At 71.0% G+C, this 13974-nt stretch carries 15 protein-coding genes; 11 read left to right on the top strand and 4 right to left on the bottom strand.

Going from position 1 to position 13974, the window contains the following annotated elements:
• Positions 1–2: 2 nt before the first annotated feature.
• On the bottom strand, positions 3–530 hold the full coding sequence (locus ACWDYJ_RS10995; RefSeq protein ID WP_451565202.1) for an HAD domain-containing protein: 528 nt from the start codon (positions 528–530) through the stop codon (positions 3–5).
• Between the two features lie 89 nt (positions 531–619).
• Between ACWDYJ_RS10995 and ACWDYJ_RS10990 the strand changes: the two genes are divergently transcribed.
• From ACWDYJ_RS10990 to ACWDYJ_RS10980, 3 genes are all read left to right on the top strand, one after another.
• Positions 620–1168 carry a TetR/AcrR family transcriptional regulator gene (locus ACWDYJ_RS10990; RefSeq protein WP_451565201.1) on the top strand — a complete coding sequence of 183 codons (549 nt, stop codon included), beginning with the start codon at positions 620–622 and terminating at the stop codon, positions 1166–1168.
• Positions 1168–2712 (top strand): MFS transporter, encoded by a 1545-nt coding sequence (locus tag ACWDYJ_RS10985; protein WP_451565200.1) that lies wholly within the window; start codon positions 1168–1170, stop codon positions 2710–2712. Before ACWDYJ_RS10990 ends, ACWDYJ_RS10985 begins: the two co-directional genes overlap by 1 nt.
• Before the next feature lie 67 nt (positions 2713–2779).
• The gene (locus ACWDYJ_RS10980; RefSeq protein WP_451565199.1) at positions 2780–4255 is read left to right on the top strand and encodes a membrane-associated oxidoreductase; all 1476 of its coding nucleotides are present in this window, start codon (positions 2780–2782) and stop codon (positions 4253–4255) included.
• A 21-nt stretch (positions 4256–4276) separates the two neighbouring features.
• Here the strand turns inward: ACWDYJ_RS10980 and ACWDYJ_RS10975 are convergent, their stop codons facing one another.
• Entirely contained in the window at positions 4277–4909 is a 633-nt protein-coding gene (locus ACWDYJ_RS10975; RefSeq protein WP_451565198.1) for a lysophospholipid acyltransferase family protein, read from the bottom strand.
• A 307-nt stretch (positions 4910–5216) separates the two neighbouring features.
• Here ACWDYJ_RS10975 and ACWDYJ_RS10970 point away from each other — a divergent pair, with 307 nt between their 5' ends.
• The 3 genes from ACWDYJ_RS10970 (at position 5217) to ACWDYJ_RS10960 (ending at position 7576) form a co-directional block, all read left to right on the top strand.
• Positions 5217–6383, top strand: coding sequence for a glycerophosphodiester phosphodiesterase (locus tag ACWDYJ_RS10970; RefSeq protein ID WP_451565197.1), 1167 nt, complete (start codon positions 5217–5219; stop codon positions 6381–6383).
• 73 nt (positions 6384–6456) lie between these two features.
• Positions 6457–7032: a sigma-70 family RNA polymerase sigma factor gene (locus ACWDYJ_RS10965; RefSeq protein ID WP_451565196.1), complete on the top strand. Its 576-nt coding sequence runs from the start codon at positions 6457–6459 to the stop codon at positions 7030–7032.
• 37 nt (positions 7033–7069) lie between these two features.
• Positions 7070–7576: a GNAT family N-acetyltransferase gene (locus ACWDYJ_RS10960; RefSeq protein ID WP_451565195.1), complete on the top strand. Its 507-nt coding sequence runs from the start codon at positions 7070–7072 to the stop codon at positions 7574–7576.
• Positions 7577–7606: 30 nt separating this feature from the next.
• Here ACWDYJ_RS10960 and ACWDYJ_RS10955 read toward each other — a convergent pair whose 3' ends face one another.
• The gene (locus ACWDYJ_RS10955) at positions 7607–8023 is read right to left on the bottom strand and encodes a hypothetical protein (RefSeq protein WP_451565194.1); all 417 of its coding nucleotides are present in this window, start codon (positions 8021–8023) and stop codon (positions 7607–7609) included.
• Entirely contained in the window at positions 8016–8384 is a 369-nt protein-coding gene (locus ACWDYJ_RS10950) for a hypothetical protein (protein WP_451565193.1), read from the bottom strand. Before ACWDYJ_RS10950 ends, ACWDYJ_RS10955 begins: the two co-directional genes overlap by 8 nt.
• 591 nt (positions 8385–8975) lie before the next feature.
• Between ACWDYJ_RS10950 and ACWDYJ_RS10945 the strand changes: the two genes are divergently transcribed.
• The 5 genes from ACWDYJ_RS10945 to cbiE all read left to right on the top strand — a co-directional run bounded on the left by ACWDYJ_RS10945 (position 8976) and on the right by cbiE (position 13925).
• Positions 8976–10022 carry a methionine ABC transporter ATP-binding protein gene (locus ACWDYJ_RS10945; protein ID WP_451565192.1) on the top strand — a complete coding sequence of 349 codons (1047 nt, stop codon included), beginning with the start codon at positions 8976–8978 and terminating at the stop codon, positions 10020–10022.
• Entirely contained in the window at positions 10019–10687 is a 669-nt protein-coding gene (locus ACWDYJ_RS10940) for a methionine ABC transporter permease (protein ID WP_451565191.1), read from the top strand. The genes ACWDYJ_RS10945 and ACWDYJ_RS10940 overlap by 4 nt, the downstream gene beginning before the upstream one ends.
• Positions 10688–10780: 93 nt before the next feature.
• Positions 10781–11647: a MetQ/NlpA family ABC transporter substrate-binding protein gene (locus ACWDYJ_RS10935; RefSeq protein ID WP_451565190.1), complete on the top strand. Its 867-nt coding sequence runs from the start codon at positions 10781–10783 to the stop codon at positions 11645–11647.
• Positions 11648–11889: 242 nt separating this feature from the next.
• Positions 11890–12591, top strand: a complete 702-nt coding sequence (locus tag ACWDYJ_RS10930; RefSeq protein ID WP_451565189.1) for a GNAT family N-acetyltransferase — start codon at positions 11890–11892, stop codon at positions 12589–12591.
• A gap of 77 nt (positions 12592–12668) precedes the next feature.
• Positions 12669–13925, top strand: a complete 1257-nt coding sequence (gene cbiE / locus ACWDYJ_RS10925; RefSeq protein ID WP_451565188.1) for a precorrin-6y C5,15-methyltransferase (decarboxylating) subunit CbiE — start codon at positions 12669–12671, stop codon at positions 13923–13925.
• The last annotated feature ends 49 nt before the right edge of the window (positions 13926–13974 follow it).

Raw genomic sequence — 13974 nt, 5'->3', positions numbered from 1 at the left:
GTCTACGCCGCCCACGCGGCCAGCGCGTCGAAGTCCGGCCGGGTCAGGCCGATCCGCTCGTCGACGCGCAGCAGCAGCGTCCGCGCGGGGTGGCGCTGGTCGACGTACTCGCGGTCCATCGCCGTGATGTCGTCGTCGACCCACGCGAAGGGCCGCGTTCCCGCGTACTCCAGGATGTACTGGGTCTTCCAGAACGTCCCGCGCGGGGCCCGCCCGTGCATCTGCGGCCAGTCGATGTACGGCAGCCTGGGCAGGCCCAGGTGCGGGCCTATCCAGTCATTGGCCTCGTCCTTCCACGTCGTGGCCCACACGAGTTCGTATACGTCCGCCAGCGCCAGCAGCTCCGCGCCGTGGCCGTGGTCGAGCCAGACCCGCAGCGGCCGGGCGCTCTCGGACTCCCGCCAGCCCGTCGGGCGCATCCGGTGGGTGGTGTAGCCCTCGGGGCGGCGCTGGGCCTTGGCCGCGTAGGGGTTCAGGGGGCCGTCGACGTCGATGAGCAGCAAGGGCTTGCGGGGCTTCACGGGCTTCATGGGGACAGGATTCCGTTCCGGCTGCCCGGAGGCAGCCCATTTCGGGAGCGACTGAGACGTCAACGTCTCATTCGGGGTATGCTTGTCTCATGGCTATGGATCGTGACCAGGTGCTCCGCGCCGCCGCCGCGCTGCTCTCCCGCAAATCGACCGCCACCATGGACGAGGTCGCCCGCGCCGCCGGCATCGGCCGCGCGACCCTCCACCGGCACTTCGCCGGGCGCGACGCCCTCGTACGGGCCCTCGAAGAGCTCGGCATCCGGGAGTTCGAGGTGGCCTTCGACAACGCCCGCCTCGACGAGGGCACGGCGGTGGACGCGCTCAAACGGCTCGTCGCGGAAGCGGAGCCGAACGGTCAGCTGCTGGCCTTCCTCGTCACCGAGAACCAGCTCTTCGAGGGCGACCAGGTCAACGAGGGCTGGGCCCGCCTCGACGCCCGCGTCAGCGCCCTCTTCCGGCGCGGCCAGCAGGAGGGCGACATCCGGATCGACCTGAGCCCCGCCTGGCTCACCGAGGCCCTCTACGGCCTCATCGGCACCTGCGCCTGGGCCGTCATGGACGGCCGGGTCGCCGCCAAGGACTTCCAGTACATGGTCACCGAGCTGCTGCTCGGGGGCGCACGGCGGAGTGTGAAGTGATGAGCCGAACCGAACAGCTCGAACGGCGGGAGGGGACGGAGGGGAAGAGCCCCGGACGCTGGCTCGCGCTCTCCGTGCTCGTCCTGGCCGTCCTGCTGGTCGCGGTGGACGCGACCGTCCTCGGTCTCGCGACCCCGTCCCTCAGCGAGGACCTCAAGCCGTCCGGCACCCAACTGCTGTGGATCGGCGACATCTACTCCTTCGTCATCGCCGGACTGCTCGTCTCCATGGGCTCCCTGGGTGACCGCATCGGCCGCAAGAAGCTGCTGCTCGTCGGCGCCACCGCCTTCGGCGCCGTCTCCGTCCTCAACGCCTACGCGACCAGCCCCGAGATGATGATCGTGGCCCGGGCGCTGCTCGGCGTGGCCGGCGCGACCCTGATGCCGTCCACCCTCGCGCTGATCCGCAACATCTTCCACGACGCCAGGGAACGCAGCTTCGCCATCGGCATCTGGGGCGCCAGCGCCTCCGCCGGCGCTGCCGTCGGGCCGGTGGTCGGCGGAGCCCTGCTCCAGCACTTCTACTGGGGCTCGGTCTTCCTCATCAACCTCCCCGTGATGGCCGTCCTGGTCCTCGTCGGCATCAAGCTGCTGCCCGAGTCCAAGAACCCGGTCTCCGGCCCCTGGGACCTGTTCAGCGTCGCCCTCTCCCTCATCGGCGTCATCGGCGTCGTCTACGCCGTCAAGGACGCCGCCACCCACGGCATGAGCTGGTCCGTCTGGGCCGCCGCCGTCATCGGCTCCGCCTGCCTGTACGCCTTCGTCCGCCGCCAGTTCACGCTGCCCGCCCCGCTGCTCGACATGCGGCTCTTCAAGCACCGCGGCTTCTCCGGCGCGGTCCTCGCCGACCTGCTGACCGTCTTCGGCCTCTCCGGACTGGTCTTCTTCCTCTCCCAGTTCCTCCAGCTCGTGCAGGGCCGCGACCCGCTGGAGGCGGGCCTGGCCGAACTGCCCGCCGCCGTCGGCGCGGTGGCCACCGGTCTGGTCGCCGGGAGGTACGCCCGCAGGTACTCGGTACGCGTCATCGTGGCCGGCGGCCTCGGCGCGATGGGCCTCGCCCTCGCCGCGCTCACCGTGATCCACAAGGAGACCGGCTACCCGCTGCTCGGCGCGGCCCTGCTCCTCGTCGGTCTCGGCGCCGGCTTCTCCTTCACCGTCACCGCCGACGTGATCCTCTCCAGCGTGCCCAAGGAGCAGGCCGGTTCCGCCTCGGCCGTCTCCGAGACGGCGTACGAACTCGGCGCCGCTCTCGGCATCGCCCTCCTCGGCTCGATCGTGACCGGCGTCTACCGGGGCTTCACCGCCCCCGCCGGCGTCCCCGCCCCGGTGGCCGACGCGGCCCACGAGTCGCTCGGCGGCGCGGTCGAAGCCTCCCGCGCGCTGGACCCGCAGACCGCCCAGTCCATGGTGGGCGCTGCCCAGGAGGCCTTCACGGAGGGCCTGCGGCTGGCCTCCGGCGTCGGCGCGGTCGTCCTGCTGGCCACCGCCGTGGCCGCGTGGTTCCTGCTCAAGGGGCAGGAACTCCAGGGAGGCGTCGAGCACTGACCCCTCCAAAGGGTGGTGTTCCGGCCACAGTTGACAGCCCGTCGGGCGGCGGGACACCATCCCCGCGATGGAGATCAACGATCTGACCCCGGCCGAACGTCGCGTATGGGACGCCTTCCCGAGCGGTGAGCGCGTCGACTTCAGCCCGGACGCCGCCGAGGACGCCTCCGACGGGCACGGCTGGGGACCCGAGCGCACCGTACGCGCGGAGGTGCTCACCGCCCTGCTGCTGAACGGCAGGAGCGCCACGGGCCAGGTCGCCGGACTGAACGTCCGGGGCGCCCGGATCACCGGCAAGCTCAACCTCAAGTACGCCGTCGTCGAGCACGCGATCCGGCTGCGCGGATGCTGGTTCGAGCGCAAACCCCTCGTCTACGGGGCCCAGTTGCGAGCCCTCATCCTGAGCGACTCGGCGCTGCCCGGCCTGACCGGCCCCACCGTCAGCGTCGACATCGTGCTCAGGCTGTCCTGTTGCCGGATCACCGGGCCGGTGCGCCTCGCCGGCGCCCGGATAGCCGGCGGCCTCTTCCTCACAGAGGCCGTCATCGGCAACCCCGACGCCGCCGAGGAGGGCGAGGAGCCGCCCCTCCAGTTCAACCACGCCGACATCGGCACCGACGTCATCGCCACGGGCCTCACCGTGTACGGCCAGACCCGCATCAACGGCGCCACCGTCGGCGGCCAGGTCAACCTCGACGACGCCCGCCTCCTGGCCCCCGGCGACACCGCCCTCCACGCCGAGACGCTGACGGTCGGTACCGACCTGCGGGCCATGCGGATGGAGGCCCACGGCCGGGTCAACCTCACCGGCTCCCGCATCCCGGGCCAGCTCAACCTCGCCTATGCGCGGTTCATCAATCCCGGCGGCGTCGCCCTGCGGGCCTCCAGCTGCGTGATCGGCGAGGTGTGGCTGCGGTCCTGCGAGACCATCCAGGGCGGGCTGAACCTGCGGCGCTCCCAGTTCGACCGGCTGCACATGCCCCCCGAGACCTGGCCGGACCAGCTGCGCATCGACGGCCTGACCTACCGCACCCTCGCCCCGCACCTCCCCGCCGAACAGCGGTTGCCCGCCCTGGAGCGGGAACAGTCCGGCTACCTCCCGTTCGCCTACGAACAGCTCGCCGCGGCCTACCGTACGGCGGGCGACGAGGCGGCGGCCCGGACCGTACAGCTGGCCAAGCTGCGCCGGCACCGGCACACCCTGCCCCGGCACGCCCGGGCGTGGGGGCTGCTCCAGGACGTCACCGTCGGGTACGGATTCCGGCCGCTGCGCGCGGCGGGCTGGCTGCTGGCGCTGCTGCTGACCGGGGCCATCGCCTTCGGGATCGATCCGCCGCCGGCGCTGAAGACGGGGGAGGCGCCCGACTTCAACCCCGTGTTCTACACGCTCGACCTGATGTTGCCGATCATCGGTTTCGGCCAGGAGCAGGCGTACGCGCCGAGCGGCTGGCACCAGTGGCTGTCGTACCTGCTGATCGTGACCGGCTGGATCCTCGCCACCACGACGGCGGCGGGCGTCAGCCGGTCACTCCAGCGTCAGTGACCAGGCGGTCGGACCGAGGGATCAGGCCGCTTCCTTGGCCTTCGTCGCGTACATGTCCACGTACTCCTGGCCCGACAGCCGCATGACCTCGGCCATCACCGAGTCGGTGACGGCGCGCAGCACGTAGCGGTCGCGGTCCATGCCCTCGTAACGGGAGAACTCCATCGGCTCGCCGAAGCGGACGGTGACCCGGCCCGGGCGGGGCATCCCGGCGCCGCCGGGCTGGAGCTTGTCGGTGCCGATCATCGCGAACGGCACGACGGGGGCGCCGGTCATCAGGGTGAGGCGGGCGATGCCGGTGCGGCCGCGGTAGAGGCGGCCGTCGGGGGAGCGGGTGCCCTCGGGGTAGATGCCGAAGATCTTGCCCTCTTCGAGGATCCTGCGACCGGTCATCAGGGCCGCGACCCCGCCGTTGGCGCCGTCACGGTCGACGGGGATCATGCCGGATCCGGTGAAGAACCACGCCATCAGCCGACCCTTGAGGCCCTTGCCCGTCACGTACTCGTCCTTGCCGATGAAGTGGACCGTGCGGTCGCAGACCAGCGGCAGGATCATGGAGTCGATGAAGGTGAGGTGATTGCCCGCAAGGATGACGGGACCGGTGCCCGGAATGTTCTCGATGCCCTCCACGCGGGTGCGGAACATCATGCGCATGACCGGTCCGACAGTGGCTTTGATGAGCGCGGTACGGAACAACGTGAGCCCTCCGGCATCGACAAGCGGTTCTCGCACCACGCGGCGGTAGTGCAGGTGAGGACGATACTCGCGGGTCTCCGGTGATCGCACATCGGGTTCACGAGGTGGTTACGCAGTGTTGACGCACGTTTCCGCCATGTTCCCGCGATCAACGCCTCCCGGCCATCCCCCCTTGTCTACCATCGGCACGCCGATTCGGGCCGCAGGACGCCGGGACATCCGAGATCCCGGACCGCGGGCCCGGTCAGAACGAGGAGTGGCACTCATGACGCAGGGTGGGGCAGCGCGGCGCACGGTCCTGGGAGCGGCGGTCCTGGCGGCCGGGACCGGAATGACCGCCTTCGCGGCGGGCACCGCGTCCGCGACCGGCGGCGGCCACGGCCGGGACCACGGCGGCTACCGGGAACTCCCCGTCCCGACCGTCATCGGCCACCGGGGTGCCAGCGGCTACCGGCCCGAGCACACGCTCGGCGCCTACCAGCTCGCCCTCGACCTCGGCGCCGACATCGTCGAACAGGACCTCGTCCCCACCAAGGACGGCCACCTGGTCTGCCGGCACGAGAACGAGATCGGCGGCACCACCGACGTCGCCGACCACCCCGGATTCGCGGCCCGGCGGACCACCAAGTCCATCGACGGGGTCTCGGTCACCGGCTGGTTCACCGAGGACTTCACGCTCGCCGAGCTGAAGACCCTGCGCGCGAAGGAACGTATCCCCGCCGTCCGCCAGCGCAACACCCTCTACGACGGCCAGTGGGCGGTACCCACCTTCGAGGAGGTGCTGCGCTGGGCCGACCGTGAAGGCAAGCGGCGCGGCAAGCGGGTCTGGCTGCACGTCGAGACCAAGCACCCCAGCTACTTCCGCGGCCTCGGACTCGCCCTGGAGGAGCCCCTCGCCAAGCTGCTGCGCCGCTACGGCCGCGACGGCCGCAATGCCGCCCTCTTCCTCCAGTCCTTCGAGCCGTCCAGCGTGCGGCGGCTCTCCCGGCTCGTCTCCGCGCCGCGCGTGGTGCTGCTCTCCGCCGCGGACACCCGGCCCTGGGACTTCGAGGTGGCCAAGGACCCCCGCACGGTCGCCGACCTCGTCAAGCCCGAGGGGCTCAGCTGGATCGCCGGTTTCGCCCAGGGCATCGGCCCCACCCTGGACCTGGTCGTGCCGCGCGGCGCGGACGGCCGGCTCGGCGCCCCCACCACCCTCGTGAAGGACGCGCACGCCCGCGGCCTGGTGCTGCACCCCTACACCGCGCGCAACGAGAACAGCTTCCTGCCGGCCGAGTACCGCAAGGGCACCGATCCGGCCGCCTACGGTGACTCCCTCGGAGCCTTCCGCACGTACTTCGAACTGGGCATCGACGGCATCTTCACCGACAACCCGGACACCGGGCTGCTCGCGGCGGAGGCGTTCCGCCCGGGCCGCGGCGTCAACCGGTAGCCCCGCGTCCCCGTACGGGTGGGCCGGGCCCGGCGGGGAAACCGCCCGGCCCGGCCCGCGCGTCCCGCCCGGCATGGACGTGCGAGAAGAACTGGACTGGCTGGACGAACTGGGCCCACTGCTCTCCGCCGAGGCGGCAGCGGAAGCCCCGGGCGCCGGCATGGAAGCCGCCGACCTGGAACAAGCGGTCTGGGTAAGGCTGCTGGAGCACGGCCCGCGCGACGACCCCGACGCCACCGGCCGGGCCCGGTGGCTGCGCCGGGCGGTGCGGGCGGAGGTCCGCGTCGCCCGGCGGCGGGCGCGGCGGGAGATCCCGTATGACTACCGTCATCACTCCGTGGACGACCACCGCCACCAGTCGGCCGACCGTCACCGCACCCGCGTCGCGGACGGCGAACCGGAGGATGCCCTCCTGCACGGCGAGGAGAACCGCGCTCTCCGATCGGCCGTCGCCCGGTTGCCGGGGCGCTGTCCGGAGCTGATGGGCGCACTTCTTTCGCCCAGAGACCTCACCTACCGTGAAATCGCAGGAGAGTTGGGTATCTCACAAGGAAGTTTGGGGCCCGTCCGTTCCCGTTGCCTGGGATGTCTGCGCAGAATGCTCGCTGCAGAGGTTGCGGCTCCTGGCCTTCGGGGAAAGGAGCGGTAGACCAGAAGGCCACCAGGTGAGCGGGAGGCATGCACACATGGGCATGAGCGTGAACATTTCGGCGGCGACCGCCGAAGACGCCGAGCAGATTTTCAAGCTGCAGTATCTGGCGTTCCAGCGTGAGGCCGAGTTGTACGGCAACTACCTCATCCAGCCGCTCACCCAGTCCCTCGACTCCCTGAAGGCGGAACTCGCCACGGACTGCGTCCTGGTGGCCCGGCTCGGCGACGAGGTGGTCGGCGCGGTGCGCGGCAGCGTCGGCGAGGACGGCACGGCGAGCATCACCAAGCTGTGCGTCCACCCGCGCCTGCAAGGCCACGGGCTCGGCGGCCGTCTGCTGCGCGGAGTCGAGGAGGCCCTCGCGGGCCGCGGCGGCACGACCCGCTTCCGCCTGCACACGGGCCACAAGAGCGAGTCGAACCTGAGGCTCTACCGCAAGGCCGGCTACCTGGCGGTCGGCAACCGCACCGCCTCGGACGGCGTGCACCTGGTGATCCTGGAGAAGGAAGCCGAGGACGCCACCGACTTCGCGGTCAGCGCCTGACCCTGGCCGGGGCACGGCCAGGGACAGCCCTTAGCGGCGCGCGCGCAGCCAGAGCATCCCGGTGACCGGCAGGATCACCGGGATGAACAGGTAGCCCATCCCGAACTGCGACCACACCGTGGTGTCGGGGAAGGCCTCGGGGCTCGCCAGCGTCCAGGTGCCCACGGCCAGGACGCCGGCCAGCTCGGCGGCGCAGCACGCCAGCGCCGCCTTGCGGGCCTTCTCCCCGCCGCGCACCAGCGAGTACGTGATGAAGGCGTAGGCCAGGGCCGCCGCCCCGGACAGCGAGTACGCCAGCGGCGCCTGGCCGAACTTGGTGGACATCTCGTAGGCCGACCGCGAGACCGCGCCGACCACCATCACCCCGTACAGCCACACCAGCAGCAGCCCCGGCCCGGAGACCAGTCGCTTGCGCCCGGCGGGAGTGCTGGTCTTGGTGTCAGGCACCGGCGGTTCCCCAGATGTCGTAGAGCCGTACTTCGAGCACGGCGAGGACGACCGCGCCGGCGGCCACCGTCACCGAACCCCACTTGGTCCGCTCGGTCAGCGAGAGCATCCCGGCGGCCGGAACCGCCGCGAAGGCGCCCAGCAGGTAGGCCACGAAGATCACCGTGCCCTCGTCGGGCTTCTCGCCGCCGGACAGCCGGACCAGGCCGACCACCAGCTGGGCCAGGACCAGGACGGTCACCACGGCCATGCCGATGAAGTGCCAGTCCTTGGTCGGCTGGTCGCGCCATGCGGCGTGGCCGCACCAGGCGGCGAGGGCGAGAGCGGCCACACCGATGGCGACCGTCAGGGCGTCGAACATGCAGCGAGGGTATTACGGGCTGAAAGGCCCGATGCGCTCACCCCTCGCCCCGGGCCGCCCGGACAGCCCCAGGAGGAGGCGGACCGTGGCCTTGGCCACAGCGCACGCCGCCGCGAAGCCCGACGCGGGCGTGGCCGTACGGAGGGCTTCCCGGCCGTGTCGGCGCTGGTCGCGGACGCCGGAGTGACGGTGGGGACCGACGGCTCGCACTGACCGGTCTCGTCCGGAATGCGGCCGGATTCCGTCCGCTATGCGGACAGCATTGATCGGTGAGTCATCTGGTCTGCTTTACTTGGCCCATGACCACGACGAGCAGCCGCACCCTTGCGACCGAGGCGACGATGACGCCCGGTGCTCGTTGTATGTGTCGAATGCGCGCCTTCTGAGGGCCCCTTTCCCGCAGTCTCGCGCCCCGAAGCGAGACCGGCCGAGCCGCTCCGTCACCCGTTGACCGGCAGTACGGACCGCTCATGCCCCGCGCACGCGTCGACGTAATCCATGGGTGACGGTTCGACCCGTATCGCGTCCCAGATGTTTGCCCCGTGCCACGGCACCCCGCTGCGCCGTGCACTCGACAGCGACGGAAATCCTGTGATCACCACATCGGGCCTCACGAAGGTCTACCAGTCCCGTGGCCGTGAGGTCACCGCCCTGGACGGCGTCGACCTGCACGTCCGCGAGGGCGAGGTCTACGGAGTCATCGGCCAGAGCGGCGCCGGCAAATCCTCCCTGATCCGCTGCGTGAACCTGCTGGAGCGCCCCACCACCGGCACCGTGACCGTCGACGGCGTCGACCTCACCGCGCTCGCCGGCCGCGGCCGGCGAGCCGGCAAGGAACTCCGCGAGGCGCGCAGCCGCATCGGCATGGTCTTCCAGCACTTCAACCTGCTGTCCTCGCGCACCGTCCAGGGCAACGTCGAGCTGCCCCTGGAGATCCTCGGCGTTTGTGGCCGCGAGCGCTCCCGCAAGGCCGCCGAACTCCTCGACCTGGTCGGCCTCGCCGACAAGGCCAAGGCCTACCCCACCCAGCTCTCCGGCGGCCAGAAGCAGCGCGTCGGCATCGCCCGCGCCCTGGCCGGCGACCCCAAGGTGCTGCTCTCCGACGAGGCCACCAGCGCCCTGGACCCCGAGACCACCCGCTCGATCCTCCAACTGCTGCGCGACCTCAACCAGCAGCTCGGCCTGACCGTCCTGCTCATCACGCACGAGATGGACGTCGTCAAGGCCGTCTGCGACTCCGCCGCCCTGATGAAGCGGGGCCGGATCATCGAGTCCGGCACCGTCGCCGAACTGCTCGCCACCCCCGGATCCGAGCTCGCCGCCGAACTCTTCCCGGTCAGCGGCGCCGCCACCGGCCCCGACCACACCGTCGTCGACGTCACCTTCCACGGCGAAGCCGCCACCCAGCCGGTCATCTCCCAGCTGTCGCGGACCTACAACATCGACATCTCGATCCTCGGCGCCGCGATGGACACCGTCGCCGGCCGCCAGATCGGCCGCATGCGCATCGAGCTGCCCGGCCGCTACGAGGACAACGTGGTCCCGGTCGGCTTCCTGCGCGAGCAGGGCCTCCAGGTCGACGTGGTCGACGACATCGACGACGAACTGGCCGAGCTGGTCAAGGATGGTGCCAAGTGACCTGGTCCGAGATGCAGCCCCTGCTCACCCAGGGCACCTACGACACCCTCTACATGGTGCTGTGGTCCACCCTGGTGACCGTTCTCGGCGGACTGCCCATCGGCATCCTGCTGGTCCTCACCGACAAGGGCGGCCTCCTGAGCAACCAGCCGCTCAACAAGGTGCTCGGCGTGATCGTGAACATCGGCCGCTCGCTGCCGTTCATCATCCTGCTGATCTTCCTGATCCCGGTCACCACGGCCGTCGTCGGCACCTTCATCGGCCCCACCGCCATGATCGTCCCGCTCGCCATCGGCGCCATCCCCTTCTTCGCCCGGCTCGTCGAGACGGCCGTCCGCGAGGTGGACCACGGCCTGGTCGAGGCCGTCGAGTCCATGGGCGGCGGCATCCCGACCCTCGTCGGCAAGGTGCTGCTCCCGCAGGCCCTGCCCTCCCTGGTCGCGGCGGTCACCACCACCGTGATCACCCTGGTCGGCTACTCCGCCATGGCCGGCGCGGTCGGCGGCGAAGGACTCGGCTCCAAGGCCATCACGTACGGCTTCCAGCGCTTCGAGACCGGCTTCATGGTCGCCACCGTCGTGGTCCTGATCGCCCTCGTCACGGTGATCCAGCTGATCGGCGACGGCGTGGTCCGCGTCCTCGCCCGGCGCGGCCGGACCGCCTGAACAGACTTTCCCCTCAAAGAGCCCGCACTTGTCGTGCTTGGGCCGACCCCACCAGCAAGTCTCCGTACTTGTGCAGCAAGAAAGGCACTCTTCGTGCGTAAGAACATCAAGCTCACCGCTTTCGCCGCCGCCTCCGCCGCGCTCGCCCTCGGCCTCACCGCCTGCGGCAGCTCCTCGGACCCGTCCTCCGCCAAGGCCGACGGCGGCAAGGCCGACGAGAGCAAGCCGCTCGTCATCGCGGCCTCCCCGAGCCCGCACGCCGACATCCTGAACTTCGTCAAGGACCAGCTGGCGGCCAAGGAAGGCCTCAAGCTGGAGGTGAAGGAGTTCACGGACTACGTCCTGCCCAACACCGCCACCGAGCAGGGCCAGGTCGACGGCAACTACTTCCAGCACAAGCCGTACCTCGACGACTTCAACAAGAAGAACGGCACGCACGTCGTGCCCGTCGTGAACGTGCACCTGGAGCCCCTCGGCCTCTACTCCAAGAAGGTCAAGGCCCTCACCGACATCAAGGCCGGCCAGACCATCGCCGTCCCCAACGACACCACCAACGAGGGCCGCGCGCTCCAGCTGCTCGCCGCGAACAACCTGATCACCCTCAAGGAGGGTGTCGGCACCAGCGCGAAGCTGTCCGACATCACCGACAAGAAGGGCCTGGAGTTCAAGGAGCTGGAGGCCGCCACGGTCCCGCGCGCACTGAACGACGTGGACGCCGCCGTCATCAACGGCAACTACGCCATCGAGGCCGACCTCGCGCCCGCCAAGGACGCCCTGATCCTGGAGAAGGCCGAGGGCAACCCGTACGCCAACTTCCTGGCGGTCAAGGACGGCAACCAGAACGACCCGCGCGTCCAGAAGCTCGCCAAGCTCCTGAACTCCGACGAGGTCAAGAAGTTCATCGCCGACAAGTACCAGGGCTCGGTCACCCCGGCCTTCGGCGCCCCGGCCGCCTCCTGACGGACTGCTGCCGACGGGTCTTCTGACGGGCACCGTCTGACGGGCATCTGACCAAAAACTGCCTGGTCGAGGCCTGATCTCCGGCCCCGCGCACCCACCAGGGGGCGCGGGGCCGAGCGCTGCCCGCTTCCGGGCAACCCGACCCTGCACATCCCCGGGCCGATGCTGCATGCTGTGGCCTACGACCCGCACGAACGGTCCCGCACCACGGTCGCACCACGGTCTCAGGCATGGAGCTGCGCATGACTACCACCTTCCCGGACGTCACCATCAGCACTGACCGGCTGGTGCTGCGCTCCTTCGAGGAAGAGGACGTCACCGCGCTCGCCGAGATGATGAACGACGAGCACATCACCGCCTGGACCTCCGTACCCCACCCCTATACCCGCGCCGACGCCCACGACTGGGCCACCCGGCAGTCCCACGCGCAGCGCACCGAGGGCCGCGGCATCGTCTTCGCCGTCACCGAATTCCTCACCCAGCGCCTCGTCGGCATCGTCCACCTCCACAACACCAACTGGCGCACCCGCACCACCGAGGCGGGCTACGTCACCGCCCCCTGGGCCCGGGGCGAGGGCTACGCGAGCGAGTCCGTACTCGCCGTCGCCCAATGGCTCTTCCGCGACCAGGGCTTCGAGCGCCTCGAAGTGCGCACCGCGGCCGACAACACCGCCTCCCAGCAGGTCGCCCAGAAGATCGGCTGCATCAGCGAGGGCGTCCTGCGCAACGCCTGGATAGTGCGTACCCAGGCGGCCGACGGCAGCTGGGCCGACACCCGCACCGACCTCATCGTCTGGAGCCTGGTTCCCGAGGACCTCGACGACGCCGAGGACGAGTACCCCGGCTACGAGGGCGCCCACGGCTACCCCGGCTACGACGACCGGTACGCCTTCCGGCAGCGGGCCGACGCCAACGGCTACGCCGTCGGCGCCGACTGGAACTGACCCGATGACCAGGTAGTCTCACCGTGCCCGACCCCCTGACGACTTTTCGCCTGCCCCCACCCCAGGAGACTGAGACGATGGCCGACCGGGTCACGGTGATCGGCTGGGACGGCTCGCCCCTGACCGCGGCCGCCCGGTCCGCGCTCTCCGCCGCCACCCTGGTGGCCGGCGCCGCCCACCACCTCGCGCTCCCCGAAGTCCCGCCCGGCGCCGAACGCGTACGCCTCGGCAGCCTCGGCCTCGCCGCCCGCCGGATCGCCGGCCACCGCGGCACCGCCGTCGTCCTCGCCGACGGCGACCCCGGCTTCTTCGGCGTCGTACGCACGCTGCGCGCCCCGGAGCACGGGTTGGAGGTCGAGGTCGTCCCGGCCGTTTCCGCCGTCGCCGCCGCCTTCGCCCGCGCCGGGATGCCCTGGGACGACGCCCACGTGGTCGTCGCCCACCCCCGTACCCTGCGCCGCGCCGTCAACGTCTGCCGGGCCCACAGCAAGGTCGCCGTCCTCACCTCACCGGGCGCCGGCCCCGCCGAACTCGCCCTGCTGCTCGACGGAGTCCACCGGACCTTCGTCATCTGCGAGGAACTGGGCACCGCCAAGGAACGCGTCACCGTCCTCACCTCCGACAAGGCCGCCGACCACAGCTGGCGCGACCCCAACGTCGTCATCGTCATCGGCGGCGGGGGACAGCTCTCCGCCACCGACGAAGCGGGTTGGCTGCTCGGCCAGGGGCAGAACCAGAACCAGGGCCTCGCCGGCGGGCGCGGCTGGGCACGGCCGCGGGCCGACGCGGGAAAGGACGCGGGGGAAGGGGAGTCGGCGCAACTGCGCGCGGTCCAGCTCGCCCGGCTCGGCCCGCGCACCGGCGACCTCCTCTGGGACATCGGCGCCGGTTCCGGAGCCCTCGCCGTGGACGCCGCCGCGCTCGGCGCCGCCGTCATCGCCGTCGACGCCGACCCCCGCGCCTGCGAACGCGTAACCGCCGCCGCCCGTCTGCGCGGTGTGCAGCTCCAGGTCGTCCCCGGCCGCGCGCCGCACGTACTGGAAAGCCTGCCCGAGCCCGATGTCGTCCGCGTCGGCGGCGGGGGCGCCGAGGTCGTCGCGGCCGTCGCCGACCGCCGTCCCGAACGGATCGTCAGCCACGCCTCCACGCGCGACGAAGCCGAGGCCATCGGCCGTGTACTCACCGAACACGGGTACGCCGTCGAGTGCGCGCTGCTCCAGTCCGTCGGCCTCGACACCCGGACCTGGGCCGAACAGGACCGTTCCGTCGTGTTCCTGCTGGCAGCCGAACGCCCCGCGAACCGTCAGAAGGTGTCCGAGCGCGGGCCGGGGTAGGCTGGCCGATCGTCGTACTGCCCTGACTGATCCTCGACGTGGCGCAGTC

It is taken from the genome of Streptomyces sp. NPDC003042, from assembly GCF_053591315.1.
This window is presented reverse-complemented; position numbering and strand designations above follow the sequence as displayed.

Excerpts from the sequence above, each read along its gene's own strand:
- ACWDYJ_RS10995 (WP_451565202.1), bottom strand. The coding sequence starts at position 530 with ATGAAGCCCGTGAAGCCCCGCAAGCCCTTGCTGCTCATCGACGTCGAC.
- ACWDYJ_RS10990 (WP_451565201.1), top strand. The coding sequence starts at position 620 with ATGGCTATGGATCGTGACCAGGTGCTCCGCGCCGCCGCCGCGCTGCTC.
- ACWDYJ_RS10985 (WP_451565200.1), top strand. The coding sequence starts at position 1,168 with ATGAGCCGAACCGAACAGCTCGAACGGCGGGAGGGGACGGAGGGGAAG.
- ACWDYJ_RS10980 (WP_451565199.1), top strand. The coding sequence starts at position 2,780 with ATGGAGATCAACGATCTGACCCCGGCCGAACGTCGCGTATGGGACGCC.
- ACWDYJ_RS10975 (WP_451565198.1), bottom strand. The coding sequence starts at position 4,909 with ATGCGCATGATGTTCCGCACCCGCGTGGAGGGCATCGAGAACATTCCG.
- ACWDYJ_RS10970 (WP_451565197.1), top strand. The coding sequence starts at position 5,217 with ATGACGCAGGGTGGGGCAGCGCGGCGCACGGTCCTGGGAGCGGCGGTC.
- ACWDYJ_RS10965 (WP_451565196.1), top strand. The coding sequence starts at position 6,457 with ATGGACGTGCGAGAAGAACTGGACTGGCTGGACGAACTGGGCCCACTG.
- ACWDYJ_RS10960 (WP_451565195.1), top strand. The coding sequence starts at position 7,070 with ATGGGCATGAGCGTGAACATTTCGGCGGCGACCGCCGAAGACGCCGAG.
- ACWDYJ_RS10950 (WP_451565193.1), bottom strand. The coding sequence starts at position 8,384 with ATGTTCGACGCCCTGACGGTCGCCATCGGTGTGGCCGCTCTCGCCCTC.
- ACWDYJ_RS10930 (WP_451565189.1), top strand. The coding sequence starts at position 11,890 with ATGACTACCACCTTCCCGGACGTCACCATCAGCACTGACCGGCTGGTG.
- cbiE (WP_451565188.1), top strand. The coding sequence starts at position 12,669 with ATGGCCGACCGGGTCACGGTGATCGGCTGGGACGGCTCGCCCCTGACC.